Origin of the sequence: Enterobacter sp. MGH 38 (genome assembly GCF_000492855.1) — a bacterium.
In the GTDB taxonomy this organism is placed as follows: Bacteria; Pseudomonadota; Gammaproteobacteria; order Enterobacterales; family Enterobacteriaceae; genus Enterobacter; species Enterobacter hormaechei_C.
On sequence record NZ_KI535608.1, the window covers coordinates 2,390,365 to 2,416,440 of the forward strand.

A 26,076-nucleotide genomic window follows, 5' to 3' on the forward strand; every position below is an offset into this window, starting at 1 on the left:
CCGAAATATTCGGGCTTTAGGATGCTTATGATAGCTAGCAATTTACGATGAAAGCTTATTTGCTTTTCTTAATGTGCTTAATCAAACGCTTACGCTTACGCATCTGGTTCGGCGTCAGGGTGTTGCGTTTATTCGCAAACGGGTTTTCCCCTTCCTTGAACTGAATACGGATAGGCGTACCCATCACGTCCAGCGACTTGCGGAAGTAGTTCATCAGGTAGCGTTTGTAGGAGTCCGGCAGATCCTTCACCTGGTTACCGTGGATCACCACGATAGGCGGGTTATATCCCCCGGCGTGAGCATATTTCAGCTTCACGCGACGACCGCGCACCAGCGGCGGCTGGTGGTCTTCAGCAGCCATGTTCATGATACGGGTCAGCATCGCCGTGCTCTGACGGCGGGTAGAGCTGTCATAAGCTTCACGAACGGATTCGAACAGGTTGCCGACACCACTCCCGTGCAGGGCAGAGATAAAGTGAACGCGGGCAAAGTCGATAAAGCCCAGACGGAAGTCCAGCGTCTCTTTCACCTGCTCGCGCACTTCATTGCTCAGGCCGTCCCACTTGTTGACGACGATAACCAGTGAGCGCCCACTATTGAGGATAAAGCCGAGCAGAGAGAGATCCTGATCGGAGATACCTTCACGTGCGTCAATAACCAGCAGCACCACGTTGGCGTCTTCAATCGCCTGAAGGGTCTTGATCACCGAGAATTTTTCCACCACATCGGTGATTTTCCCGCGCTTACGCACCCCTGCGGTGTCGATAAGTACGTACTCACGTTCATCGCGCTGCATTGGAATGTAGATGCTGTCACGCGTTGTGCCTGGCATGTCGTAAACCACCACGCGCTCTTCGCCGAGAATACGGTTAGTAAGCGTAGACTTACCCACGTTTGGGCGACCCACGATAGCCAGCTTGATAGGCAGATCCTGCGGGTTGAAGTCGTCTTCCGGCTCTTCCTCTCCTTCTTCTCCGGCTTCAAACTGCGCCCAGTATTCAGCGTCCTCGTCCACCTCTTCCGGTGGGTTTACTTCATCAACCCACGGCAGCAGAACGGTTTCCAGCAGGCTGGTGACGCCACGGCCATGCGAGGCCGCGATAGGATAGATATCGCCCAGGCCTAAAGACCAGAAATCCGCAATGGCCTGATCGGCATCGATGCCGTCAGTTTTGTTCGCCACCAGGAAGGTTGGCTTTTCGCGTGAACGCAGATGTTTAGCGATAGCAGAATCCGCGGGCATCAGGCCAGCGCGAGCATCCACCATAAACAGAACCACATCTGCTTCTTCGATAGCCAGCAGAGATTGCTCTGCCATGCGGGTTTCTACGCCGTCTTCCGTACCGTCAATACCCCCGGTATCGATACAGATGAACTCGCGTCCTTCCACCTCTGCACGACCGTACTTACGGTCACGCGTCAGCCCCGGGAAATCCGCAACCAGCGCATCACGGGTGCGTGTTAAACGGTTAAAAAGAGTGGATTTTCCAACGTTAGGGCGCCCGACAAGCGCGACCACAGGTACCATGTTTGAAGCCTCATAAAATTCAAAATAACGTCGCTTTCGCAGCGTTTTTAAAAATGTCAAAACGGCTCCTGAGTGAACAGGAGCCGTTTAGTATACTACAACCGCCGTGTAATTAACGCGTGATCGCGTACAGCGTGCCGTCTTTTGCCTGAATCAGAAGTTTGCCGTCAGCCACAACGGGCTCCGTCAGGAAGCCTGAGCTATCCACTTTCTGCTGTGCCACGAAGCGGCCATTCTCTGGATCGATCCAGTGCATATAGCCTTCGCTGTCGCCCACCACCAGGCTGCCGTTATACAGTGCCGGTGCGGTCAGCAGACGGTGCAGCAGATCGCTTTGCGTCCACAGCGTTACGCCACCTTCGGTGCTCAGCGCCAGCAGGCGGTCGTTCTGATCCACCATATAAATACGGTTGCCGTCGACGATGAAATCGTTCACGGAACCCAGCTCACGTTTCCACATGATCTGGCCGCTACGCAGGTCCAGCGCCGTCAGGTTGCCGTTATACGCCAGCGCGTAAACCACACCGTCGACGATAACTGGCGTGGTGTCCACGTCACTCAGACGGTCGATTTCAGTTGAACCGGTCGCCTGGGAAATACGCTGCTGCCAGATCATCTGGCCCTGCTGCATCAGTACCGCACTGACACGGCCGTTGTCACCGCCCACAATGGCGGCACCAAATGCGGTTGCCGGAGCAGATTCACCACGCAGAGACAGCGCTGGCATATCCAGGTTAACCGTCCATTTTACCAGACCATCGGCTTCGTTCAGCGCCTGCAACTGGCCGTTGCTGGTATGGATCAGCACCAGGCCGTCGCTGACAACCGGACGCGACAAGGATTCACCGGCAACGGTGGTCTGCCATGCAACCGAACCGTCGCTGGCATTCAGCGCGTAAACCTGCGCTTTTTCGCTGCCCACATACACGTGACCGCCAGTAACGGTCAGGCCGCCAGAAAGCAGTGCAGGTTTACGGGAGAACCAGCCGTCTTTTTCCGCCAGGTTAATGGACCACACTTCTTTTCCGTCATCAGCGTTCAGCGCTTTAACGGTGCCTTTGCGATCGGCCGCATAGACAACGCCGTCAGCAAATGCCGGGTGCAGGTTGGAATAAAAATCGCCAATACCATCGCCTACGGAAGTGTCCCAGGCGGTAGATGGGGTGAACTGGTTTTCAACCGTCGGCAGCGGGGACATTTTAACAACGTCTTCTTCGCCACTGAACAGTGAACAACCACTCAATAACGTAACAGAAAGCAGTCCTGGCAGAAGTAATTTACGCAATTGCATTGGGTCCCTCTCAGACGGACAAATTATTTATTTTCATCTGCATCATTTCGCTCAGCGCAGGTGAAGCTTTACTATCCACGCCAGCTTGCCACGCTTTACGCGCGCCCGCTTTATCACCCTTACTCAGCAGTGCTTCACCGCGAAGATCGGCAACAATAGCGGCAAAGCCTTCGCCTTTGATGGTATCAAGCGTTTTGAGCGCGTCGTCGGCTTTTTTCTGCTGAACCTGGATACGCGCCAGACGCAGATTGATCACCGCTTTCAGATTATCGTCACTGGCAGCAGCAAGCCCCTGAGACAGTTGCGCAGCGGCTTTGTCCAGTTCGTTTTTATCAACATACTGCTGAGCCACTTCCAGCGCAGCCAGCGCGCCGTAGGTGTTTTTGTTGTCAGCGGCAAATTTCTCCGCAGCCGTCAGCGTTTGCGGCTGATCGGCACGGATTGCGCTAACGGTATTTTCGTAGTTCAGGGACGAACCGCGAGCAGAGTCAGCCTGATGATTGTTCCAGTAACGCCAGCCTACCAGCGCACCAACACCTAAAATAACCCCTACAACCAGTGCCTTGCCGTTTTCAGCAAAGAAGCGTTTAACCGCATCAACCTGGTCGTGTTCGTTCTCGTAAATTTCCACGCAGTCCTTCTCCTTAGCCCAATAGAGTGCGCAAGTGCGCCGCAACGCCATCCTGCGTTACCGTAGTTTGCTCACCAGAGCGCAGGTCTTTAACTACCACTTCGCCGTTGGCCACTTCGGACTCACCCAGCACCAGTGCGATACTTGCGCCCCACTTATCGGCACGAGCAAACTGTTTTTTAAAGTTGCCGCCGCCGTGGTTGGTCATCAGCTTAACGTCCGGCAGCGCATCGCGCACGCGTTCGGCAAGCTGCATTGCCGCAGACTGCGTATCCGCACCTGAGGCCACCAGGTATATATCGACAACAGGATCGGCTTTAAATTCCGGATTAACTGCCTGAACCAGCAAAACAAGTCGCTCAAGGCCCATCGCGAAGCCTACTGCCGGTGCTGCGCGACCACCCAGTTGCTCGACCAGACCGTCATAACGACCGCCAGCACAGACGGTGCCCTGCGAACCGAGGCTGGTGGTGACCCACTCAAATACGGTGCGGTTGTAGTAGTCCAGACCGCGCACCAGACGCTGGTTAACGGTATAAGCAATGCCCGCCGCTTCAAGCAGCTTGCACAGGCCGGCAAAGTGTTCGCGAGAATCCTCATCCAGGTAGTCACCCAGCGCTGGCGCATCGTTCAGCAGCGCCTGTACGTCAGGATTTTTGGAATCGAGTACGCGCAGCGGGTTGCTGTACATACGACGCTTACAGTCTTCGTCGAGCTTCTCTTTGTGCTGTTCCAGGAACGCCACCAGCGCATCGCGATAGTTCGCACGCGCTTCCAGAGAACCGATAGAGTTCAGCTCCAGGGATACGTGTTCAGAAATACCGAGCGCACGCCACCAGCGGGCAGTCAGCATAATCAGTTCAGCATCGATATCTGGTCCTTGCAGACCAAACACTTCCACGCCAAGCTGGTTGAACTGACGGTAGCGGCCTTTTTGCGGACGTTCGTGGCGGAACATCGGGCCGATATACCACAGGCGCTGCTCCTGATTGTACAGGAGACCATGTTCGATGCCGGCGCGTACGCAACCCGCCGTCCCCTCAGGACGCAGGGTCAGGCTGTCGCCGTTGCGGTCCTCAAAGGTATACATCTCTTTTTCAACCACGTCGGTTACTTCGCCGATCGCGCGTTTGAATAACGGGGTCTGCTCTACAATCGGCAAACGAATTTCGCTGTAACCGTAGCTGCCGAGCACCTGCTTCAGTGTGCCTTCAATGCGCTGCCAGATGGCGGTTTCGCCAGGCAGATAATCGTTCATGCCGCGGATGGCTTGAATGTTTTTTGCCACGTTTATTCTCTTTCTATATACAAAAAAGAACCCAAAGAATGGGTTCAATCATACATGGGAAGCAGCCTGCTTCCCATCACGTTATTTTTCAACCTGCTGAACGCTGATGCGCTGCGCTTCGTCCATCATCGTCGCTTTTGCACGAATGCGGGCTTCGAGCTGGTCGATCATGTCACTATTATCCAGACGATCTTTACGAACGCCATCCTCATAGAGACCACTTTTCTTGTTACCGCCGGTCACGCCCAGCGTGGACACCAGCGCTTCACCCGGACCGTTCACCACGCAGCCGATGATGGAAACGTCCATCGGGGTGATGATGTCTTCCAGGCGCTGCTCCAGAGCATTCACGGTGCCAATCACGTCAAACTCCTGACGTGAACAGGTTGGGCAGGCGATGAAGTTGATCCCACGCGCGCGGATACGCAGTGATTTCAGGATGTCGAAACCGACTTTGATCTCTTCCACCGGATCGGCGGCCAGGGAGACGCGTAACGTGTCGCCGATGCCTTCAGAGAGCAGCAGGCCGAGACCAATCGCCGATTTTACCGAACCGCTGCGCAGACCGCCCGCCTCGGTGATGCCAAGATGCAGCGGCTGATCGATCTGTTTTGCCAGCAGACGATACGATTCAACGGCCAGGAAGACGTCAGACGCTTTCACGCTCACTTTGAACTGATCGAAGTTAAGGCGATCCAGGTGATCGACGTGACGCATGGCGGATTCGAGCAGCGCCTGCGGCGTCGGCTCACCGTACTTTTCCTGGAGATCTTTTTCCAGAGAGCCAGCGTTTACGCCGATACGGATTGGAATGTTTTTGTCGCGGGCGCAGTCAACCACCATGCGAATGCGCTCTTCGTTGCCGATGTTGCCTGGGTTAATACGCAGACAATCGACACCGTATTCAGCGACTTTCAGCGCGATACGGTAATCGAAGTGAATATCGGCAACCAGCGGAACACTCACCTGCTGCTTGATCAGTTTGAACGCCTCGGCGGCGTCCATGGTAGGCACAGAGACGCGAACAATGTCCGCGCCGACGCGTTCTAATGCTTTGATTTGATTGACCGTCGCTTCTACATCCGTAGTACGCGTATTGGTCATCGACTGGACGGCGATAGGCGCCCCATCGCCGATTGGCACGTTCCCAACGTAAATCCGTTTCGATTTTCTACGTTGAATAGGAGCCTGGTTATGCATGTAAAATCTCCCGCATTGCCCGTCTGTTACTGTGCTGCTGATTGTTCGGCATTAACGGTAAGACGCGCAACCTGGTTAGTTCTGATAAAGCGGCTCAGATCGACAGGTTTTCCTTGATACTGGATCTGTACCGCTGCCGGTGCGCCGATTTTAAGCTTGTAAGGTGCCTGGCCCGTTAGATTTAACGTGCCATCTTTACGTTGCAGGCCGCTGAACAGCTTTTTACCTGTCGCGTCAGTCACTTCCAGCCAGCAATCAGCCGTAAAATTCATCACCAGCGCATTCGGGTCCACGGCAGGTGCCGCCGTGCCAGCCGGGTCAGTTGGCAGTGACGCCGCGGTGTTCTCTGCCGGTGCCGTTGCCGCAGGGGCGGTATCAACATTGGCCTGAGAAGGTGATACGACCGCGTTCTGATCCTGGGTCTGGGTGGCTGGCGCGGTATTCGCCGTCGCTTCTGGCGTCGCCGCTGGCTCGGTTGCAGGCGTGTTGCTTGCTGCCGACTGAGGTTCGCTGGAGGTCGCCCCTTCGGTGCTCAACGGCACGCTTTGCGCGCCGTTATTACCAGACTGATTAAGCTCAGCGGAGGACTGATCGGCCATGGTGGTGATCTCTTCCTGCTGCGCTTTGTGGTTTTGCCACCACCATGCGCCCGTCAGGCCAACAACCACAAACAGGACCAGCCAGGTAAAGCTCATCAGCCAGCCATCGCGTTTTTTACGACGTTTACCCAGAGAGAAGCTTTGCATCGGCGCAACTTTTGCCGCACGCACAGGCGCCTGCTTCTCCATCATCGGCAGTAATTCGTCTTCAGGGATATGAACCAGTTTGGCGTAAGAACGGATATAACCGCGCAGAAACGTTGAAGCCAGATCGGCGGGTGCCTTATCTTCTTCAATATCGCGAACGGTGGAAACCTTCAGGCACAGGCGTTCTGCAACGGCTTGCTGGCTAAGTCCGAGTTGTTCACGGGCGTTGCGAAGACGAACGCCAGTGGAGAGTGCTGCATTTTGATCGTGAGTGGCTTCAGTATTCATTCGCTACAACTACTGGTACGTGAAAATAAGGGTTCAGGTGCCGGTGAGTCACAATGCCACCCGCACCGCGAAACTTTAGGTCAGTTAACCTGGAACAAACAGTATAAGACTGTCGGGCCGCAGATGACAGCGCTGGCAGGCCTTCACGCTAAACTGTTGTTACGTCGTTACATACTGCCCGAAAGTCGTATGAAACGCACCGTAATTATTAATCAGTCGTGATGATTGTGACTGAATATTCAGTAAATTAATGCTTCACGGCGCAAAAAATGCGCCGTGTCTGCATAATAATCAAACGGTTTTAACCGCGATTGACTCACCCTGCATACGCTTACGCAGCGTACGTTTGGTACGGTCAATAACGTCACCCGCCAGCTGGCCACAGGCTGCGTCGATATCGTCGCCACGCGTTTTACGTACGATGGTGGTGAAACCATACTCCATCAGCACTTTTGAGAAGCGATCGATACGGCTGTTCGAGCTACGGCCATACGGCGCGCCCGGGAACGGGTTCCATGGGATCAGGTTGATCTTGCATGGCGTATCTTTCAGCAGTTCAGCCAGCTCATGTGCATGCTCGGTACCGTCGTTAACATGATCCAGCATCACGTATTCAATGGTCACACGGCCCTGGTTAGCGTTGGATTTCTCCAGGTAACGGCGCACGCCAGCCAGGAAGGTTTCGATATTGTACTTTTTGTTGATCGGCACAATTTCGTCACGGATGGCGTCGTTTGGCGCGTGAAGAGAGATGGCCAGCGCAACGTCAATCATATCGCCCAGTTTGTCCAGCGCAGGCACCACGCCGGAAGTAGAGAGCGTAACGCGGCGCTTGGACAGGCCAAAACCGAAATCGTCGAGCATAATTTCCATCGCCGGAACGACGTTGGTCAGGTTGAGCAGCGGTTCACCCATCCCCATCATCACCACGTTGGTGATTGGACGTGTACCGGTGACTTTCGCCGCGCCCACGATTTTCGCGGCACGCCAGACCTGGCCGATGATTTCCGACACGCGCAGGTTACGGTTAAAGCCCTGCTGCGCCGTAGAGCAGAATTTGCACTCCAGCGCACAGCCCACCTGAGAAGAGACGCACAGCGTGGCGCGATCGTCTTCCGGGATATACACGGTTTCAACGCGCTGATCGCCAACGGCAATGGCCCACTTGATGGTGCCATCTGAAGAGCGCTGCTCTTCCACCACTTCCGGTGCGCGGATTTCAGCCACTTCTTTAAGCTTATTGCGCAGCACTTTGTTGATGTCCGTCATGTCATCAAAGTTGTCGCTGCAATAGTGGTACATCCATTTCATGACCTGATCGGCACGAAACGGCTTCTCGCCCATCTCTTTAAAGAACTCGCGCATCTGCTGACGGTTCAGGTCCAGCAGGTTAATTTTTCCATTTTTATTGGGAACCGCAGGAATGGCGACTTCGGAGGTATTCACTAATTCAGACATAATTTTTTCCGGCCTCGTTGTTACACGTTGTGGCCCTTGGTGGGTTGAAAAGAAACGCCCCGGTAAGCAGTCTGCTCGTCCGGGGCGTTGCATTGTACAAAGTCTGGCGCAGGGATGCCACGTTTGCACGCGGCATTTACGAAATTATTAGCGAGTGCGCGGGCACACTTCGCCTTCAGCGAAGAAGAACGCGATTTCGCGCGCAGCAGATTCAACAGAGTCGGAACCGTGGGTGCCGTTCTCGGTGAAGCTGTCTGCGTAGTCGGCGCGCAGAGTACCTGCCAGTGCGTTGTCCGGGTTGGTTGCACCCAGCAGATCGCGGTGACGCTGTACCGCGTTTTCGCCTTCCAGTACGGATACCACGATTGGGCCAGAAGTCATGAACTCGACCAGACCGTCAAAGAATGGGCGACCTTCGTGCTCAGCGTAGAAACCGCGAGCCTGCTCAACGGTCAGGTGCAGCATTTTGGTGCCAACGATCTTAAACCCTGCTGATTCAAAGCGAGCAAAGATGCTGCCAATAACGTTTTTTGCCACCGCGTTTGGTTTGATGATGGAAAAAGTACGTTCAATAGCCATTGATAACCTCTGTAAAATGTTCTGTTGTTTTTGCATACCTGAGTATGGTGTGGCGCGGATTATAAAGAGCAATAGCGCCATTGCCTATGGTTATGCATAACATTTTTTTAAAATGAGACGAAGATTAGCAACAGCTCGTATTTCGCATACCGCGTTGATGATGAAAACAGAGCGGACACTGCTTTTCATCAGACGTAAATGACCAGAAATGACGGTGGCACGTCAGGCAAACGGCTTCATATGCCGGTATGGTCACGCTTTTCGCTGTTCCTTCTGTTTGCGTCACGTTTATCGCCGCATGCTGGCATACCGCTTCGCAGCCGCCGCACCCCGTACAGCGTCCGGTTTCCACGACCAGTTCAGCGTTCTCAAACCGAATCGCGTTTTCCGTACAACTCCGCCAGCACGCGCCGCAGAGTACGCAGGATTCGGTATCGAGAGTTATCTCTGCCTCGCTAAACGCAGAAAACGCCCTGCGCAGCTCACGCTGACCGGCCACGACGCTACAGACCCGGACATCCTCACGGGGAACGTGCATCAGCGCACGCCGGGCGGTATTAACCTCGTTGACGGGTATATGTTTAAACGCCCACGCCGCTTCACCGCGTCGACGAAGCGCCAGATTCAGCCGGGCAATCGCCAGCAACCAGTCAGGATTCTGCTCCGCGTCGATACTGATAAAACGAACGTGGTACTGCGCGTGCCACAGCAGAAGCTCATTCACCCCTGGTGCACGGTCAGTAAACGGCCCAACAAGCGTATCGCCACTCAGAAAGCGTTTTCGCGGCGTGATGCCGGTGATGGCCCCAGCGGGGCAGACGAACAGGCAGTCACCGCATTCAATACAGCGGCTGTCATCAACCGAGACGCCTGAGTCGGTAAAAGAAAAAGCCTGCACGGGACAGACGTCCGCGCAGGCACAGCAGGAAGAGTGGCGAAAACGACGACGGACGCACGCATGCGTCACGTCCATCGCCGGGGCAAAGGTTAATCCGCCCATCAGCCAATACTGAAGAAAACAAAGCGCAGCATCAGCTCACCCACAATTAGCAAGGCGCTGCCCAACAGCATTGTGCCTCGCGCCGCTTTTAAGCCGCCCGCAGCAAAGCACAGCATACCCGCAACGGATACGCACCAGCTCAGCAGATGAACGGTTCGCAGTTGCTCCAGCATCTGTAGCGGTGCGTGAGGGAACGTCACCACGGTGTGGTCCATAGCCGTAATATCTGCCAGCCAGACGGGCTGCATCACCAGACGCACAAGCACCAGCAGCGTGATAATGACAACCGCCGCACGCACGGTTGACTGGGAACGCGTCCCAACAACCATGCAGGCTGAACCGATAATCCCCACCGAACCGATAAACAGCACCAGAGTGTTAACATGCTGCCATGTCACCACGGATGCGTGCATGTAGATCTGCGCCATGCAGAACACATCCACCAGCCCGACAAGACCTGCCACAACCAGCAGTGGCTTCCAGCCAGGCTTTTTGACAAACATCAGCAGCGTTGCGAGGCCAAGTGCCGCAAGATAAAGACTGGCAAAGATAATCTCACGGCTCAGCCAGGAGCTGGATACGTGGCGCAGCGCGTTAAAAGCATTAAGCGGATAGCCCATGTGCAGCGCGGAGGCAAGCAGCCCCAGGCTCGCCAGCACAAACGCTCCGGCAGCCGGCAGCAGCGCGCTACGTTGCGTGCTTCCGAACGCCAGCCACAGCGTAACGCCAACCGATCCTTGCAGGAACAGCGTAAAAATCAGCAGCGGTAACTCATGCATGACGTTTCCCCTCTTTCTCTGCGCCCTGATGCGCTTTGATCACCAGGTTTGGTTTGGTGATGGAGGAATCAGGCAAGCCTTTCACATCACAGACCGCACCATACTTCGCCCGCAGTTCATCAATCGGCCCGAATTTAATCGCTTCGAGTGGACAGGTTGCCACACAGACGGGCTGCTCTCCCTTCGCCTGGAGATCCACGCAGAAATCACATTTGGACATCTGCCCGGTCTGCTCGTTGAGCTGTGGCGCGCCGTAAGGGCAAGACCACGCGCAGTAGCCGCAGCCGACGCACTTATCAGTATCAACGCGCACAATGCCGTCTCCCGGACGCTTGTGCATCGCCGTGGTCGGACAGTTTTTAGTGCAGATTGGGTCTGCACAGTGGTTACAGGAAATAGAGAGCGTGTAGGCAAACACATTGTTGCTGACGCCGCCCTGCCCGGTTGGGATGAAATTCCCGCCATTGACTTCATAAACGCGACGGAAACGACGTCCGACCTCAAGGTTGTTTTTATCTTTGCACGCCACCTGGCATGCCTTGCAGCCCGAGCAGCGAGAAGAGTCGATATAAAAACCCAGCTGTTTGTCGCTCACCGGTGCGTAATGTTTAAACTGACTCATGCTTTAGCTACCTCCACCAGCATGGTTTGATGGGAATTCCCTTTCGCAAGCGCGGTAATACGGGCGGAACTGAGCACGTTCGCGCAGCCGCCTTTATCGATACCCTGCTCGTCCGGCTGCCACCAGGCGCCTGCCTGCATGGCCACCACGCCTGGAATGATGCGCGGCGTGACCTCCGCCGGGATCTCGCAAATGCCGCGCGCGTTATGAATACGCACGGTATCCCCCTGCGCAATGCCGCGCTTTTGCGCATCCTGCGGGTTGATCCACAGCTTTTGCTGCTGCGCCTCAATTAACCACGGGTTGGCGTACTGGGTGGAGTTAGCGCGGTTTTTCCCTTTCCAGGTGATCAGCTGGAGCGGGAAGGTTTTCGCCAGCTCGTCTTCCGGCCCTTCATGGGCAGGCACGTAGTGCGACAGCGCCGGAATTTCCGGGTGATGCATGTCGTACAGACGCTTCGAGAAGATCTCAATTTTTCCGGACGGCGTCGGGAACGGATGATTCTGCGGATCGCGAATGTTGTCTTCAAAGGCAACGTACGGCGCGCTTTTGAAAAGATGCTGACGCGTCTTCTGTAGCGTCGCGAAGTCCGGCAGGTTTTCATCCGGCATGGACAGCCGCGTCTGCTCCCAGATGTGCTCAATCCACGCTTTTTCGTCACGGCCCTCGCTGAACGCTGGCTCGACGCCAAGCTTAGCAGCGACCTCCCGCAGCCAGTCGTAGTCTGAACGGCGTTCAAATTCAGGTTCAATGAGCTTTTCTGACAGGATCAGATAGCTTGCCGTGCCCCAGGTTTCGCCGATATTCCAGCGTTCCATAAAGCTGGTTTCCGGCAAAAGCAGGTCGGCGTATCTGGCGCTAGGCGTCATAAACAGATCGCTTGCGACGATAAACTCGATTTTCGACTCGTCTTCCAGGACACGGGTTGCCTGATGAAGATCCGGGTTCTGGTTAGCCAGATAATTGCCCGCCAGCGAGAACAGGATGCGGATATTGCTGTCCAGCTTCTCAGCATCCTTCAGGCCATCTTCCGCGGTTACCTTAGAAGCATCATCAGCAGCCTGCACCCAGTTCATGACCGAAATTTTGGCTTTGACCGGGTTGTCCGGCATCTCTGGCCCGGCCGCAAATTTGCGGTTTGCGCAGCCTCCATAGCCTGCTGCCCAGCCGCCTTTCACCCCAACGTTACCCGTCAGCGTGGCCAGTATCGTCGAGCCGCGCGCGGTGCGCTCGCCGCAGTTGTGACGCTGCGGTCCCCAGCCCTGGATCAGCGCGGCGGGTTTGGTGGTTGCGTAGTCGCGCGCCAGCTGACGAATAGTTTGTGCAGGCACGTGAGTGATTTTCTCTGCCCACTCGGGCGTTTTCGCCACGCCATCCTTTGCACCGCTCAGGTAAGCCATCAGGGATTCATTGGCCGGAACGCCTTCTGGCATGGCGTCTTCGTCAAAGCCCAGGGTGTAGCGTTGAATAAAGTCGCGATCGTGCAGATTCTCCGTGACGATCACATACATCATCGCGTCCATCAGGGCGTTGTCCGTGGCAGGAAGCAATGGGATCCACTGATCGGCAAGGGAGGAAACCGTATCGGAATAGCGTGGGTCGACAACAATGAAGCGCGTGCCGTTTTGCTTCATCTTCTGGTAGAAGTGGTTGCTGTGCCCGAAGATGGTTTCCGTCGGGTTATGCCCCCAGAGAATGACCAGTTTGGTGTCCAGCAGCGTGTCCAGAGAGCTGCCGCTGGCGGCGGTGCCATAGGTATACGGCGTTGCCGCCGCCGTGTTACCCATACTGACCGAGTGATAGCTTTCGAGATAGCCGCCGGTTAAGTTGAGCAGACGACGAACCATTTTATCGCCGGAAAAGGTCCCGCCGGACACCGCGGTGCCCACATGAACATAGCGTGACGCAGCACCGTATTTTTGCGTAATAGTTTTTAATTGATTCGCAATAAGGGTGGTGGCTTCATCCCAGGTAATACGTTCGAATTTTCCTTCGCCACGTTTACCCACGCGTTTCATTGGATATTTAAGCCGATCGGGATGATAAACAAATTTCCGATAAGCCCGACCCCGAACGCAGGCGCGCATCACTGGCATCTGCGGATCCAGCGCGTTATCCGGTCGCGTTGAAATTCGGGTCACAACGCCATCACTGACGTGAGCACGAATATCACACTTGCCGCCGCAGTCAAACGTACTACAGGTTTGCACCACTTTTTCTTCAGGCGTAGCGTCTGAAACCGCCGCGTCCTGTGCCTGTACTTTGCCGGTTTTGACGACAAACGGCAGGGCGGCGAGCGCCGACCCTGCCTGAATAAAATGACGCCGGGATATGGCGGGAATAAGCCCTTCTCCCTGATGTTTATTTTTTTTCATTGCTCGTTCCTTCAAATAAAAACGCATTCTCGTTTTTTTTCAGGAACGAATATTGATAATTATCAAGCTAACTCTTGAGGAGTAACACTTAGCGATCTAATTCAAAATTCACCGTCACCGTTTGTCCTGTTTCATCTAATACAATTAATTGATATTTACCAGGCAAATATAATTGCAGTGAATAATTCTTCTGATGCCCGTCCAGCGGTTCGCCATTCAAAAACCACCATCGTTGCCCCTCCCCGCCGCTGGTTAAAACGTTGAGGGTAATATTTTTCTCACCTGGAAGACGTTTAATTACCGCCCCTTCTCTGACGCCTGACAACATCAGCGGCGCCGCATTATGGTTATCCAGCGGAGGGCAAATTGCTGAACGGGCGGGGAGACGAGCAGCCCGTTTTTCGGCAGCAGGCAGCCAGGGCTCCAGCGGCAGCGGCCAGACATCCAGCACTTTTTCTGTCGCATCAGGACAATCCGCCGCAACGCGTTTGCCTTCTTTATCCAGCCAGACCGGGAAACGGATCCCGCGAATACCTTCCTGTTCCGGCAGCAGCAGCGTAGGCGGTTCACTGCCTTCCAGCAGCCAGGTTGACAGCCGACGCCGACAGTTTTCGCTCCCTTCAGGCAGGGACTGGCCCCCCGGCCAGCAAATCACGCCCCGTCCTACGCTTGCGGGACGCGGATCGCGCGGCAGGCGCGCTTCATCCACCATCGAGCGGGACTGAAGCATGTTATTGACCTGATTCAGGAGCGGTACCGCGCTGGCGAAACCAAACTGCCCGGCAACGGGCGTGCCGTCCGGGCGTCCGGTCCAGATTCCGATGACATAGCGGGCATTCAGGCCGATGGCCCAGGCATCCCGGTAGCCATAGCTGGTGCCCGTTTTCCACGCCAGCGGCGCAACCTGGGGCAGCGCACTGTCCGGCAGGGGCTGTGCTTCATTAGCGAGAATGCGACGAATAATCCACGCCGCCCCCTGCGATAACAGCGGACCTTCGATCAGCGGATCGCCCGGCTGTAAACGCAGCCGGCCCGCCTTACCCTGACGCGCAAAGGCGCTATAGGCGGCAGCGATATCAGCCAGGCGTGCGCCTGCGCCCCCCAGGATCAGAGAGAGGTTGGGCTGTGCCCCCGCAGGCAGAATGAGCGGTAATCCCGCGTTGCTCAGCATTCCGGCAAAACGTTTTGGGCCGTACGCTTCCAGAACCTGCACCGCAGGCAGGTTGAGGGAACGCACCAGGGCTTCGCTCATACTGACCGGCCCATGGAAGCCGCTGTCAAAGTTGCCGGGACGATAATCCCCCGTTTTTCTTGGAACATCCTGTAATAACGAAGCGGGATGGATCAGACCATCGTCCAGCGCCATGCCATAGATGAATGGTTTGAGAACCGATCCCGGCGATCGGATCGCATTGACCATATCTACGTGGCTGAAACGGCTGTCATCATTGATATCTACCGAGCCTACCCAGCCACGCACTTTCATGGATGTATGATCCACGACGATCATCGCCAGCGAACTGCGGGCGGGCAGGCGTGATTTCCAGTTCATTGCCAGCTCTTCAAGCTGTCGTTGCAATGCTGCATCCAGCGTGGTGACTATTTTTGTGTCACGACTTTTACTCAGCATCATGCGGGAAAAGAGCGGCGCCAGCTGCGGCATCTGCCGGGGGGCCAGCCAGACCGGCTCTTCACGGGACTCTTTCACCTGCTTCTCAGACCAGACGCCCTGAGTCAGCATGCGGTCGAGTACTTTGTTCCGCGCCGCTTCGGCACGTTCCGGCCAGCGGTCCGGGCGCAGACGGCTGGGTGCTTGTGGTAGTACAGCCAGCAGCGCCGCGTCGGAATAGCTCAGCTGAGACGGCGGTTTGCCAAGGTAAGTCCAGCTTGCCGCGCCCACGCCCTGCAACGTGCCGCCAAACGGGGCACGGTTCAGATACAGCGTCAGGATTTCACGCTTGGAGAGATGCCACTCCAGCTGCATCGCCCGCCACAGCTGACGAATTTTACCGCCAAAGGTTCGCGGATGCGGATCCAGAAGGCGTGCCACCTGCATGGTAAGCGTGCTCCCGCCAGAAACCACTCTCCCGGAGGTGAGATCCTGCCAGGCGGCACGCACTACAGAAAGCGGATTGACGCCCGGGTGATCCCAGAACCAGCGATCTTCATACTGGATCAGCGCCTCGAGATAGCGTGGGGAAACCTCTTTAATGGTAACCGGATAGCGCCAGATGCCTTCGCTGTCGGCAAAACGCCACAACGGAACACCCTGCTCATCCACCACCACTCGCGCAGGGTTGACCTCTTTCAGGGGCAACGGCCACACGCGGTCAGCGACGACAATCAGCCCCCCTGAAACGAGAAGCGCTCCCGCCAGCCACAGCCAGCGGGAGCGAATCAGGCGTGCTATCCGCATCTTACGGAACAACGATCAGCGGGCCACTGGCCGCCCCCGTTGCCCGCCACTGCGGAACGTACATGGACTCGACCATCGGAACAGGCACCTGGTAGGTTCCCGGCGTAACGGCACGGGCCAGGTAAACCAGCGTGACCGGCTGACCTTCATTGACCGGCACCGCGGCCACAAAGCGATCGTCGCGGAATTCCATGTGCTGAATATCAGACTGTTGCATCTGATTCAGCAGGTTTTGCACTTCACTGCCGCTGTCCTGCAAGCTGGCGCTGCTGCTCGCCAGATTCTGGTTTTCCAGCTCCAGACCTGCCGGGAGCAGATCCACCACCAGCGCATCCGGCACGTTCTGGCTGGCCTTCACTTCCAGCCATACCAGAACCAGTTCACCGCTCTTCAGAGAAGAGAGCGACTTGCTGCTGCCATCTGTCGCCAGGATATGACGTTCAATCTGCAAGACATTCGAGGATGGCTGAGGCGCATACTCCGGATAGCCAGTAGTGTCCAGTCGTACCCACAGCGGCGTAGTGCCGGTATTCGTCATCTGCAACGCACCAATCTGATCGCCGTTCAGGTTTTCTACCTGCGCTTTATCACTGCTCTGGGTCTGTTCAGAGAGGGAGGTCGTTGCCTGCCACGCACCTGACAAGGTTTGCAGTGATCGTCCGGCCAGGAACAGCGCATTGCTCTCCTGGGTAGACAGCCAGCGCTGGCTGAACGCGTCTTCAGATAACGCGTTCAGCAGCCTGTTTTGCGCATCCGGCAGCAGCTTGTACTCTTCCAGCAGGGAGAGCATCAGGGCATTATCACGCAGCTGGCTGCCGTAATCCGCCATCCAGTTTCGGCTGTCGTTACGGGGTGTTTTGAGAGCCAGATCCAGCGCCTGCTGGCTGCGCGGTGCATCCCCCATCAGTTTGAGTGCCATGCCCAGCTGCATCAACGGAAGCCCGGAAGCAGCCTGAGCGTGGCGCTCCCAGATTTCACGCAGCGCACCGAGCGGCGCTTTTTGCTGACGCGCCAGCACCAGCGAAGCATACGCCTGGACAGCAAATTTGCTGGCCTGGGTGTCGTCGCTGTAGCGGATGGACATCATGCCCGGATCCTGTAAATAGCGCAGCAGTCGGCTGTTGGCGTTATTCACCGCCTCGGCAGGCACGCTGTAACCCTGCTCCCCTGCCCGCACCAGGAAGTCCGTGACATAGGCGGTCAGCCAGTACTCTTCCGGGCCGTTTTTATCCCACAAGGCAAAACCGCCATCGTCACGCTGCATTTGCAGCAGACGGGAGATCCCGATATCAATGGCCGCACGGCGTTTATCGTCGGTATCGCCTTTAATGCCCAATGCCTTCAGCTGTGCCGCGTTGGTGTAGAGGGACGGGAACAGGCCGCTGGTGGTCTGCTCAAGACATCCATACGGATAGGCCTGAAGTTCACGTATGTAGCGCGCCAGGTTCAAAGGTGGTTTACCGCTGAGCAACAGCTGCCCCTGTAGCGTGGCAGGCGAGAAACCTTCGATATGCTGTGCTGGCGCACTCCAGGATTCGCCAGGATTCAGCATCGTGCCCGTATTCACGGTTTGCGCCGGGAATGCGGGACGCACGCCAATTTTCCAGCTCTTCTGCTGCGGCGCAAACGTCTCACCTGGGAGCTGAAGGCCCGTCACCTGAGCAGTCACTTGCCCATCGCCATAGCCCTCCAGGGCACGCACCGGTATAAACAGGGTGCTACGTGCGCCAGGCGGCAGCTTAACCGGCTCTGGCTGAGCACCTTCGAGCGACAACTTACCGGCTGCGGTTAACGCAATGTTCAGCGTTTGCGGCTGGTCAGTCAGGTTAGTCAGGTCCAGCGTCAGGCGGGAGGTATCGCCACTTGCGAGGAACCGCGGCGTGTTAAGCTCGGTGATAATCGGAGCCGCCACAATGATTTTGCTTTCGCTGCTGCCGAAATCGTCTTCCGTCCAGGCCTGCGCCATCAGACGCAGTTCACCGTTGAAATCGCCAATCGGCAGCGTGATGGTACCTTCGCCGTTGGCATCAAGCGTAACCGGCTGCGCCTGCTGGGCAATAATGGTGACATGGTTCACCGGTGGCTTACCGCCGCGTTTCAGTTCATCGCCGTCTCCGCCAAAGCGCAGTGCGGCCAGACGTCCCTGACCTTCAATCACCTGGCCGTAAACATCATAGATGTCCGCGCCATAGCGCTTCTGACCGAAGAAAGCTTGCCACGGATCCGGCGTGACGTAGTCGGTAATGTTCAGCACGCCGCTATCGACAGCCGAGACCAGCACGTTCACCTTCTGTGGCACAGCCCCCTCTTTTACGCTGGCTTTCACTTTCACAGAAAGCGTCTGGTTCGGACGCATTTTTTGCGGGTTATCCAGTGCGATGTTCAGGCGACGATTTTCGTCCCCCATTGGCAGATGCAGCAGGCCAACCGCCCGTTTTGGCGTGGCGGATTTTGATTTATCGCCAGGACGAACCACCAGCGTGCTGAGATAGAGATCGTGACGTTTCCAGGCCTTGTCGACCGGGATAGCGAGATCCAGACCGTTAGCCGGTACGTCGATCTCTTTCCACCACAGCGGCCCTTCACTGGACTCGATCATCGCATAGCCCTTGCCTGCGGCCGGCGCGGCGATGTGCAGTTGGATGGTATCGCCTGGCTGATAGGATGGCTTATCCAGTTTCAGCGTCACGCGGTCAGGGCGCGCGGCCCCGGTGCCGTCGCTGTTATCCTGCCAGCTGTAGCCTGCCCAGAAGCGCACGCTGCTGACCATGTCATCAGGGGCTTTCACTTCCAGACGGTATGAGCCCCACTCCACCGGGAAGGTGACTTTACCGGTTTCATCGGCCTTGAGGTTTAGCTCCTGCTCGCCCTCAACCAGATCTTTTTGATCAAACTGAGACTGCCAGCCCTCACTCTCGGACCAGTTCCAGAAGTAGTCACGACGCTCGCGAATCAGTCGTACCTGTAATCCGGAAACGGCCTTTTTGGCTCCGCTGGCATCGGCATAGACGATGTCGAAGCTGGCGTTGCCGTTCTCGTCGACGATCGGCTGGTTGACGGTAGTATCGGTGCGGTAGTCGTAAACCGCCTTGCTGGCGAACTGAGGGCGAATACCCGGCAGCTCAGCCGCCGGCCAGATAGCCTGCTCAGCGCGTCGCGTTACCGGACGCCCACCTGATTCCAGCAGGCTGGCCTGCAAAATCAGTTGCAGCGGCGAGTGCGCCTCTTTCCACTGGCTTTCGGTGGTAACCTGTCCGCGCCCCTGTTCGTCCAGCGTAAGCTGCACTTCATCCAGGCTGCGGCTCAGGTTCTCCTCGGCAATATCACCGAACTGGAAGCCAGGCAGCGCAGGCACCGCGTCACGTAGCGGACGCAGGAAAAGCTGGCCTTGCAGAGAATTGCCGTTAGCTGGCGCGCCGTACAGGTAATAGCCCACAACGTTAAAGTCCACATCCTCCTGCGGGGAAACCGGCGTTTTTTGCCCGGTCAGATTCAGCGCCATACGCTCAGGCATAAAATCTTCGACGTGGAAATCCCACATGCGCTGCTGGTTATCCCCCGTATTCGCGCGAATATGCCACATGCCGGTCTGGGCGCCGCTATCAAGCGAATAGTTGAAGCGATAAAGGCCATTCTCAGGTTGCACAACGACCGTACGCGCCACCTGTCCGTCCGGACGCAGCACGTCAAGTTTTACCGGCTGCTCGGGAAGCGGTTTGCCATCGCTGTCGCGAAGCAGGCCGTTAAGGATCACCGTTTCACCCGGACGATAGAGATCGCGCGGGCCAAACATAAAGAACTGTTTGCTGTAACCCGGGTTACCGGCGATATCAAACTCCGCCAGATCCAGCGCCGGAAGTTTGAGGTCAAGAAGCGTGGTCTGGCCATCTTTACTGGCAAGGATCAGCGCGGCTTCTTTATCGGTTTCCAGTTTCGCATGACCATCGGCGTCGCTGTTCGCCTCGGCCAGAGTCTGCCCTTTATCGTTCAGAAGGGTAATGGTCACGCCTGACTGCGCCGCACCGTTTTCAAGACTCTGGGTGAAGATGTCCAGGCGGTTATGATAACGGTGAGCGGACAGCCCAATATCACTTAAGGTAAAGAGCGTCGCGGCGTTACTGTAGTTATAGTGACCAGCCTGATTCATCACGGCGATATAGACGCCAGACTGCTGGAGCGGCTTAATATCTTTAAGCGGCAGGAGCAGTTTTTCACGCGTGTTGCGCGCCGGGTTGAGGTCGAAACGGCCGGTGTAGACCAGTTCCGCCATCTTCAGCAGGTTGTCAGATTCCCAGTTGGTCAGCGAGTTACGGTACTCCCACTGGCTGACAAACGAGGCCAGCGACTCCGGCTTAACGCGGTAGAAGTTCACGTCCACATTGTTGACGTTGAGCGCCATCACCGGCAACCCTTCCACCACTTTACCCGGCAGCAGCGATCCGCGGCTGGCGAATCCGACCGTCGGTTCAACATCCCGGGTGGTGATCGCTTTTTCATAGTCAATGCCGAATGTCGCTTTGTTCAGCGCCAGCAAATCACGTTCGACGGTGACAACCAGATTACGATTCGGCTCCAGATGGCGCAGGCGCAGCTCTTTCAGATTGGGGGCCAGTTCCCAGGCGCCGTCCACTTTGCCGCTTTTTTTATCCACCACATGTACCGTTTTCGCAAAATCCTGGCTGGGATCCAGCGGTACAGAGAAGGTCAGAACCAGCGTCGCGGCGCCGTCGAGTTGCACTTCCGAGGCATCCAGCAGCGTCAACGCCTTACCCTGACTCTGCGCGGCCAGCTTAGCCAGCTTTTCAGGATCCGGTGTCGCCGGGGTTTTCTTTTCTGATGCAGTAGACGCTGCGGGGGCAGCGGCCTGAGGTTTGTCGTCGCTGTTATCACAGCCGACAAGCGTAAAGGTGGTGAGCAGCGCGAGAGAGATCGCAGCTAAGCGAAACGGTTTCATCCTGTGTCCCTGGCCTGAGGGGCCTGTTGGTCATCGTCCGGATAAGTATTATCCGCAAGTTTCGTTAATACAAAAAGTCCAATTTTATAATCTGGAAAGCACCTCGCAGAATGGCATCACGCCGCTACGCCGTGATGGAACCGCGATCACAGCGCATAACGTTACATGTTACCTTTCACGTCATTTGTTTTTAAAACAAGAAGATAGCTGGATAAGCTCGCATCAGGCCTGCTAGTTTTATGACCATGACGCACCCTGAGTGCGCGGTTCAATAAGAGAGAAAGCCATGAAACGAGCCGTGAACGCCCTACAAAATTTCGGAAAATCACTTTACGGACCTGTACTTATCTTACCCATCGTAGGCCTGTTTATCGCCTTTGGGAATGTGCTGGGTAACGGCAATCTGGCCGAGTACCTGCCGTTTCTTGGCCACCCGCTGATCCAGAGTGTCGGCCAGCTGATCGCCAAGTCTGCCGTGTCGGTGCTGGTCAACCTGGCGCTGGTGTTTGCCGTTGGTATCCCCATTGGACTGGCAACCCGAGACAAAGGCTACGCGGCGCTGATTGGGCTGGTAACTTTTATCGTGTTTATCAATGCCATGAACGTGACGTTACAGCTTCAGGGGGAACTGGCCCCTGCGGAACAGATGAAAGCCGCCGGACAAAGCATGGTGCTGGGCGTCCAGGTGCTGGAAATGGGCGTTTTCGCCGGGATCCTGACCGGGGCGCTCTCCGGTTATCTGTACAACAAATATTCCGGTGTCCAGTTTAACGGCGCGATGGCGATTTACTCCGGCCACTGCTTTGTCGCGATTGTAATGCTGCCTGTCTCTATGCTGCTCGGCGTGATCATGAGCGAACTCTGGCCGTACGCACAGCATGGAATAAGCGCCCTGGCGCTGGCGATCAAAGGGTCCGGTCCGTTTGGCGTGGCGATCTACGGTTTCCTTGAACGCATTCTGGTGCCGACGGGCCTGCATCATCTGGTCTATACGCCGTTCCTGTATACCGAACTGGGCGGTACGCAGGAGGTGTGCGGTACGGCTTACCAGGGCGCGCGCAATATCTACTTCGCCGAGATGGCCTGCCCGGACGTGAAGCAGCTCAGCAGTACCGTGGTGTGGGATGCGCGCGGCATCAGCAAAATGTTTGGCCTGCCTGCCGCGGCGCTGGCGATGTATATGACCGCCAGGCCAGAGCGTAAAGCGGCGGCGAAAGCGATTCTGATCCCGGCGGCGCTGACCTCGCTGCTGGTCGGCGTAACCGAGCCGATTGAGTTCTCCTTCCTGTTTGTCGCCCCGCTGCTGTTCGTGGTGCATGCGGTGCTGACCGGTATCGGCATGATGCTGTTCTCGCTGTTTGGCGTTCACGCCATCGGCGCCAACGGGATTATCGATTTCATCCTCTACAACCTGCCGCTCGGCACGGAGAAGTCCAACTGGCCCATGTACATCGTGGTCGGGCTGATCATGTTCACTCTTTATTTCGTGGTATTCCGCTTCCTGATCCTGCGCTTCAACATGAAAACGCCGGGGCGTGAAGATGAGGACCAGGAGACACGCCTTTACAGCAAGCAGGAGTACCAGGCGAAGGGCAATAACGACGGGCTGGGCGAATCGATCGTTGTGGGTCTGGGCGGTCGGGAAAACATAGAGGTGGTGGATAACTGCTACACCCGCTTACGCGTCACGGTGAAGGACGTCGCCATCATCGACGAACCGCGCCTGAAAGCGACCGGCGCGAAAGGGATTATCAAACAAGGTAACAACGTTCAGGTGGTCTACGGGCTGCATGTCAAAAAAATGCGAGAAGCCGTTGAGACGTTTCTCTGAAAGGAGCTAAAGATGTTTACACCCCCATTTATTCTGTCGATTGCCGGCGGCGGTAGCACTTACACGCCAGGTATTGTGAAAAGCCTCATGGTGCGTCTGCACGATTTCCCTCTGGCAGAGATCCGCCTGTATGACATTGACGCGGCGCGCCAGAACACCATCGCGCCCGTGGTGGAGAAGGTTATTCGCGACCACAGCCAGAGCATCAAATTTACCGTCACCAGTGACCCGGAAGTGGCCTTTAGCGGCGCGCATTTTGTCTTCGCCCAGATGCGCGTCGGGCAGTACAAAATGCGTGAACAGGATGAGAAGATCCCGCTGCGTCACGGCGTGGTGGGCCAGGAAACCTGCGGCCCCGGCGGGCTGGCCTACGGCCTGCGCACGATCCTGCCGATGGTGGAGCTTATCGATCTGGTCGATCGCTACGCGCACGAGAAAGCCTGGATCGTGAACTACTCCAACCCGGCGGCGATCGTCGCGGAAGGCGTGCGCCGCCTGCGTCCGAACGCGAGGGTGCTGAACATCTGCGATATGCCGGTTGCCGCGATGCGCAATATGGGTGCCATTCTGGGCGTGGATCGTCATAAACTGGAAGTGGACTACTTCGGCCTGAACCACTTCGGCTGGTTTACCCGCGTGCTGGTGGACGGCGAAGACAAGCTCCCGGAGTTGCGTAAGCATATCGCGAAGTTTGGCCTGCTGACGGAAGATGCCGCAAAAACCGACCCGCAGCACTCGGATCCATCGTGGGTGAAAACCTGGCGCAACATCAAGCCGATTATGGATAACTTCCCGGAGTACCTGCCGAACCCGTATCTACAGTACTACCTGATGCCGAACCAGATTGTGGAGCATCAAAACCCGGACTATACCCGCGCCAACGAAGTGATGAACGGGCGCGAGAAAAAGCTGTTCGCCGCCGCCGAAGAGTACCAGCGCAGCGGGATCTTACCGGACGCCTTCCACGTAGGTGTTCACGGCGAATTTATCGTCGATGTCGCCTGCTCGCTGGCATTCAACCTGCGCCAACGCCATCTGGTGATGGTGGAAAACCGCGGGGCGATTACCAACCTGCCGTACGATGCGGTGGTGGAAGTGCCTGCCTATATCACTTCCGAAGGGCCGGAGCCTGTCCGCGTGGGTCTGGTGCCGCTGTTCCACCAGACGCTCCTGCAACAGCAGCTGGCCTCTGAACAGCTGCTGGTTGAGGCAACCATCGAAGGCAGCTACGAGAAAGCGTTGCAGGCGTTCACTCTGAACCGCACCGTGCCGACCATGGAGCACGCGAAAGCGATTCTGGATGAGATGATCGAAGCCAACCGCGACTACTGGCCTGCGCTGCAAAAGGCCTGGCAGGACGGTGAAGCGGTGAAAAAATAGGGGCTTGCTCGCGAGTTGAACGTGGTGAGCTTGTCGGTGTCAGAAAAAACACCGACAATCCTTTTTTACGGAAAAGAATGGAGGCAACCATGTCCACCTCATATTTTGTCGCTGCCGACTGGCTGATTGAGCACGGCGACGACCCGGAAGTTCAGATTATCGACGCGCGCATGGCCCCTCCGGGCCAGGAGCATCGTGACGTTCCCGCTGAATACCGGGCAGGGCACCTGCCTGGCGCGGTATTTTTTGATATCGAAGCCCTCTCCGATCACACCTCTTCCCTGCCGCACATGCTGCCTCGCCCGGAAGCGTTTTCCGTGGCGATGCGCGAGCTGGGCATCAGCAAAGATAAACATCTTGTTGTTTACGATGAAGGTAATCTGTTTTCCGCGCCGCGAGCGTGGTGGATGCTGAAAAACTTCGGCGTGGAAAAGGTATCGATTCTGGCGGGCGGACTTGCAGGCTGGAAGCGCGACGAACTACCGCTTCAGCAGGGTGACGTCACGCTGCCGGAAGGGGAATTTGATGCCACGTTTGACGCTAACGTGGTCAAGCGCCTGACCGACGTGCTGGTCGTGAGCCACGAAAACACGGCGCAAATCGTCGATGCGCGTCCCGCTCCACGTTTCAACGCAGAAGCGGACGAGCCGCGACCGGGACTGAAACGCGGCCATATCCCGGGGGCGCTGAACGTGCCGTGGGGCGATCTGGTGTTTGAAGGCGAGCTGAAAACCACCGATGAATTGCGTGCCATTTTTGAACGTCAGGGCGTGGATTTGCATCGTCCGGTTATTGCCAGCTGCGGCTCCGGCGTAACGGCCTGCGTGGTGATCCTGGCGCTGGCAACCCTTGACGCAAATGACGTGACCCTGTACGACGGCGCCTGGAGTGAATGGGGTGCACGAGACGATCTGCCGGTTGAACCGGCGAAATAATGGATAACCGCCTGGCAACGCTGTTAACGCGCGGGTCGTCGCTGACCCGCGCGGAGTATCGCGTCCTCGCCCACCTCACTGAGCATCCATTGCTGGTGGGCAACATCACGGTGCGCGAGCTGGCGCAGGCGACATTTGTCTCTACCGCGACGATTATGCGGCTGTGCCAGAAGCTGGGGTTTAGCGGCTTTAGCGAGTTTATCTGGCACTGCAAGCAGCTGCTTTCTGACACGCCGCATATCACCGTACAGCCTGAGCAACATGCGGAAATGCCCGCGCTTTTTACCCGGTTCGTTGCCAACTATCAGCAGACCTTCCAGTGGGTCACTCAGGACAAACGCCAGCAGTTTGCCAGCCTGCTGCGCCAGAAAGAGAGCTTCTTTCTCTACGGTGCCGGGTTTTCGTACCTTTTTGCCGAGTACCTGACCAAGAAGTTGCAGGTGCTGGGAAAAACGGCCTTCATCTCCGGGGCGGGAGACAGCCGGAATATTTTTCTCAGCAACGCCGCGCGCTATCAGGTGTTTATTGCCGTTTCACGCAGCGGCGAAACGGAGCAGGTACTGGATAAAGCGCGGATCGCCAAAAACGTCGGCATGACGATCGTCGCGTTTACCCGCGCGTCGGCCAATACGCTGGCGGGTATGGCGGACGTGCATTTTGCTCTCTATGACGAAGCGGTACATTTCGCCGCCGAAGCCGCAGGTGTGACGTCGTTTGAGTCGAATCTGGTGCTGCTGATGGATTTACTGCTGCTGGAAGCAACGGGGTGAAGATC

The 26,076-nt window shown here is 56.5% G+C and carries 18 protein-coding genes; 4 read left to right on the forward strand and 14 right to left on the reverse strand.

All coding sequences use genetic code 11. The features are described from left to right. Positions 1–55 precede the first annotated feature (55 nt). The 14 genes from der to L384_RS00320 all read right to left on the reverse strand — a co-directional run bounded on the left by der (position 56) and on the right by L384_RS00320 (position 21,155). The gene (der, locus tag L384_RS00385) at positions 56–1,528 is read right to left on the reverse strand and encodes a ribosome biogenesis GTPase Der (protein ID WP_003860611.1); all 1,473 of its coding nucleotides are present in this window, start codon (positions 1,526–1,528) and stop codon (positions 56–58) included. A 112-nt stretch (positions 1,529–1,640) separates the two neighbouring features. After that, positions 1,641–2,819, reverse strand: a complete 1,179-nt coding sequence (gene bamB, locus L384_RS00380; RefSeq protein ID WP_003860612.1) for an outer membrane protein assembly factor BamB — start codon at positions 2,817–2,819, stop codon at positions 1,641–1,643. A 10-nt stretch (positions 2,820–2,829) separates the two neighbouring features. Continuing rightward, a complete protein-coding gene (locus tag L384_RS00375) occupies positions 2,830–3,450 on the reverse strand; it encodes a YfgM family protein (protein ID WP_003860614.1) in 621 nt (206 codons plus the stop codon). Between the two features lie 13 nt (positions 3,451–3,463). Further along, the gene (hisS, locus tag L384_RS00370; RefSeq protein ID WP_022649001.1) at positions 3,464–4,738 is read right to left on the reverse strand and encodes a histidine--tRNA ligase; all 1,275 of its coding nucleotides are present in this window, start codon (positions 4,736–4,738) and stop codon (positions 3,464–3,466) included. An 81-nt stretch (positions 4,739–4,819) separates the two neighbouring features. Further along, positions 4,820–5,938 carry a flavodoxin-dependent (E)-4-hydroxy-3-methylbut-2-enyl-diphosphate synthase gene (gene ispG, locus L384_RS00365; protein WP_003860619.1) on the reverse strand — a complete coding sequence of 373 codons (1,119 nt, stop codon included), beginning with the start codon at positions 5,936–5,938 and terminating at the stop codon, positions 4,820–4,822. Positions 5,939–5,964: 26 nt separating this feature from the next. After that, positions 5,965–6,972: a cytoskeleton protein RodZ gene (rodZ, locus tag L384_RS00360; RefSeq protein WP_023325062.1), complete on the reverse strand. Its 1,008-nt coding sequence runs from the start codon at positions 6,970–6,972 to the stop codon at positions 5,965–5,967. Between the two features lie 291 nt (positions 6,973–7,263). After that, complete coding sequence (locus L384_RS00355; protein WP_003860623.1) at positions 7,264–8,430, reverse strand: dual-specificity RNA methyltransferase RlmN; 1,167 nt, start codon at positions 8,428–8,430, stop codon at positions 7,264–7,266. A 147-nt stretch (positions 8,431–8,577) separates the two neighbouring features. Then, on the reverse strand, positions 8,578–9,009 hold the full coding sequence (ndk, locus tag L384_RS00350; protein ID WP_003860625.1) for a nucleoside-diphosphate kinase: 432 nt from the start codon (positions 9,007–9,009) through the stop codon (positions 8,578–8,580). A gap of 124 nt (positions 9,010–9,133) precedes the next feature. After that, complete coding sequence (locus tag L384_RS00345) at positions 9,134–10,009, reverse strand: 4Fe-4S binding protein (RefSeq protein ID WP_023325063.1); 876 nt, start codon at positions 10,007–10,009, stop codon at positions 9,134–9,136. Beyond that, a complete protein-coding gene (locus L384_RS00340; RefSeq protein ID WP_023325064.1) occupies positions 10,009–10,788 on the reverse strand; it encodes a dimethyl sulfoxide reductase anchor subunit family protein in 780 nt (259 codons plus the stop codon). The genes L384_RS00345 and L384_RS00340 overlap by 1 nt, the downstream gene beginning before the upstream one ends. Further along, the gene (locus L384_RS00335) at positions 10,781–11,410 is read right to left on the reverse strand and encodes a DMSO/selenate family reductase complex B subunit (protein WP_003860631.1); all 630 of its coding nucleotides are present in this window, start codon (positions 11,408–11,410) and stop codon (positions 10,781–10,783) included. Before L384_RS00335 ends, L384_RS00340 begins: the two co-directional genes overlap by 8 nt. After that, positions 11,407–13,785, reverse strand: a complete 2,379-nt coding sequence (locus tag L384_RS00330) for a DMSO/selenate family reductase complex A subunit (RefSeq protein ID WP_023325065.1) — start codon at positions 13,783–13,785, stop codon at positions 11,407–11,409. The genes L384_RS00335 and L384_RS00330 overlap by 4 nt, the downstream gene beginning before the upstream one ends. 88 nt (positions 13,786–13,873) lie before the next feature. After that, positions 13,874–16,201 (reverse strand): peptidoglycan glycosyltransferase PbpC, encoded by a 2,328-nt coding sequence (gene pbpC, locus L384_RS00325; protein WP_023325066.1) that lies wholly within the window; start codon positions 16,199–16,201, stop codon positions 13,874–13,876. A gap of 1 nt (position 16,202) precedes the next feature. Next, positions 16,203–21,155, reverse strand: a complete 4,953-nt coding sequence (locus tag L384_RS00320) for an alpha-2-macroglobulin family protein (protein ID WP_023325067.1) — start codon at positions 21,153–21,155, stop codon at positions 16,203–16,205. 286 nt (positions 21,156–21,441) lie between these two features. Between L384_RS00320 and L384_RS00315 the strand changes: the two genes are divergently transcribed. The 4 genes from L384_RS00315 (at position 21,442) to L384_RS00300 (ending at position 26,071) form a co-directional block, all read left to right on the forward strand. Next, complete coding sequence (locus tag L384_RS00315; protein WP_003860637.1) at positions 21,442–22,986, forward strand: PTS transporter subunit EIIC; 1,545 nt, start codon at positions 21,442–21,444, stop codon at positions 22,984–22,986. Positions 22,987–22,998: 12 nt separating this feature from the next. Further along, positions 22,999–24,366, forward strand: a complete 1,368-nt coding sequence (locus tag L384_RS00310; RefSeq protein ID WP_023325068.1) for a 6-phospho-alpha-glucosidase — start codon at positions 22,999–23,001, stop codon at positions 24,364–24,366. A gap of 89 nt (positions 24,367–24,455) precedes the next feature. Continuing rightward, positions 24,456–25,301, forward strand: coding sequence for a 3-mercaptopyruvate sulfurtransferase (sseA, locus tag L384_RS00305; RefSeq protein ID WP_003860641.1), 846 nt, complete (start codon positions 24,456–24,458; stop codon positions 25,299–25,301). Beyond that, entirely contained in the window at positions 25,301–26,071 is a 771-nt protein-coding gene (locus tag L384_RS00300; RefSeq protein WP_003860643.1) for a MurR/RpiR family transcriptional regulator, read from the forward strand. Before sseA ends, L384_RS00300 begins: the two co-directional genes overlap by 1 nt. The last annotated feature ends 5 nt before the right edge of the window (positions 26,072–26,076 follow it).

Coding starts and splice junctions, on each gene's coding strand:
- rodZ (WP_023325062.1), bottom strand. CDS start 6,972: ATGAATACTGAAGCCACTCACGATCAAAATGCAGCACTCTCCACTGGC.
- ndk (WP_003860625.1), bottom strand. CDS start 9,009: ATGGCTATTGAACGTACTTTTTCCATCATCAAACCAAACGCGGTGGCA.
- L384_RS00300 (WP_003860643.1), top strand. CDS start 25,301: ATGGATAACCGCCTGGCAACGCTGTTAACGCGCGGGTCGTCGCTGACC.
- L384_RS00355 (WP_003860623.1), bottom strand. CDS start 8,430: ATGTCTGAATTAGTGAATACCTCCGAAGTCGCCATTCCTGCGGTTCCC.
- pbpC (WP_023325066.1), bottom strand. CDS start 16,201: ATGCGGATAGCACGCCTGATTCGCTCCCGCTGGCTGTGGCTGGCGGGA.
- L384_RS00310 (WP_023325068.1), top strand. CDS start 22,999: ATGTTTACACCCCCATTTATTCTGTCGATTGCCGGCGGCGGTAGCACT.
- L384_RS00345 (WP_023325063.1), bottom strand. CDS start 10,009: ATGGGCGGATTAACCTTTGCCCCGGCGATGGACGTGACGCATGCGTGC.
- L384_RS00335 (WP_003860631.1), bottom strand. CDS start 11,410: ATGAGTCAGTTTAAACATTACGCACCGGTGAGCGACAAACAGCTGGGT.
- der (WP_003860611.1), bottom strand. CDS start 1,528: ATGGTACCTGTGGTCGCGCTTGTCGGGCGCCCTAACGTTGGAAAATCC.
- bamB (WP_003860612.1), bottom strand. CDS start 2,819: ATGCAATTGCGTAAATTACTTCTGCCAGGACTGCTTTCTGTTACGTTA.
- ispG (WP_003860619.1), bottom strand. CDS start 5,938: ATGCATAACCAGGCTCCTATTCAACGTAGAAAATCGAAACGGATTTAC.
- L384_RS00330 (WP_023325065.1), bottom strand. CDS start 13,785: ATGAAAAAAAATAAACATCAGGGAGAAGGGCTTATTCCCGCCATATCC.
- L384_RS00315 (WP_003860637.1), top strand. CDS start 21,442: ATGAAACGAGCCGTGAACGCCCTACAAAATTTCGGAAAATCACTTTAC.
- sseA (WP_003860641.1), top strand. CDS start 24,456: ATGTCCACCTCATATTTTGTCGCTGCCGACTGGCTGATTGAGCACGGC.
- L384_RS00320 (WP_023325067.1), bottom strand. CDS start 21,155: ATGAAACCGTTTCGCTTAGCTGCGATCTCTCTCGCGCTGCTCACCACC.
- L384_RS00340 (WP_023325064.1), bottom strand. CDS start 10,788: ATGCATGAGTTACCGCTGCTGATTTTTACGCTGTTCCTGCAAGGATCG.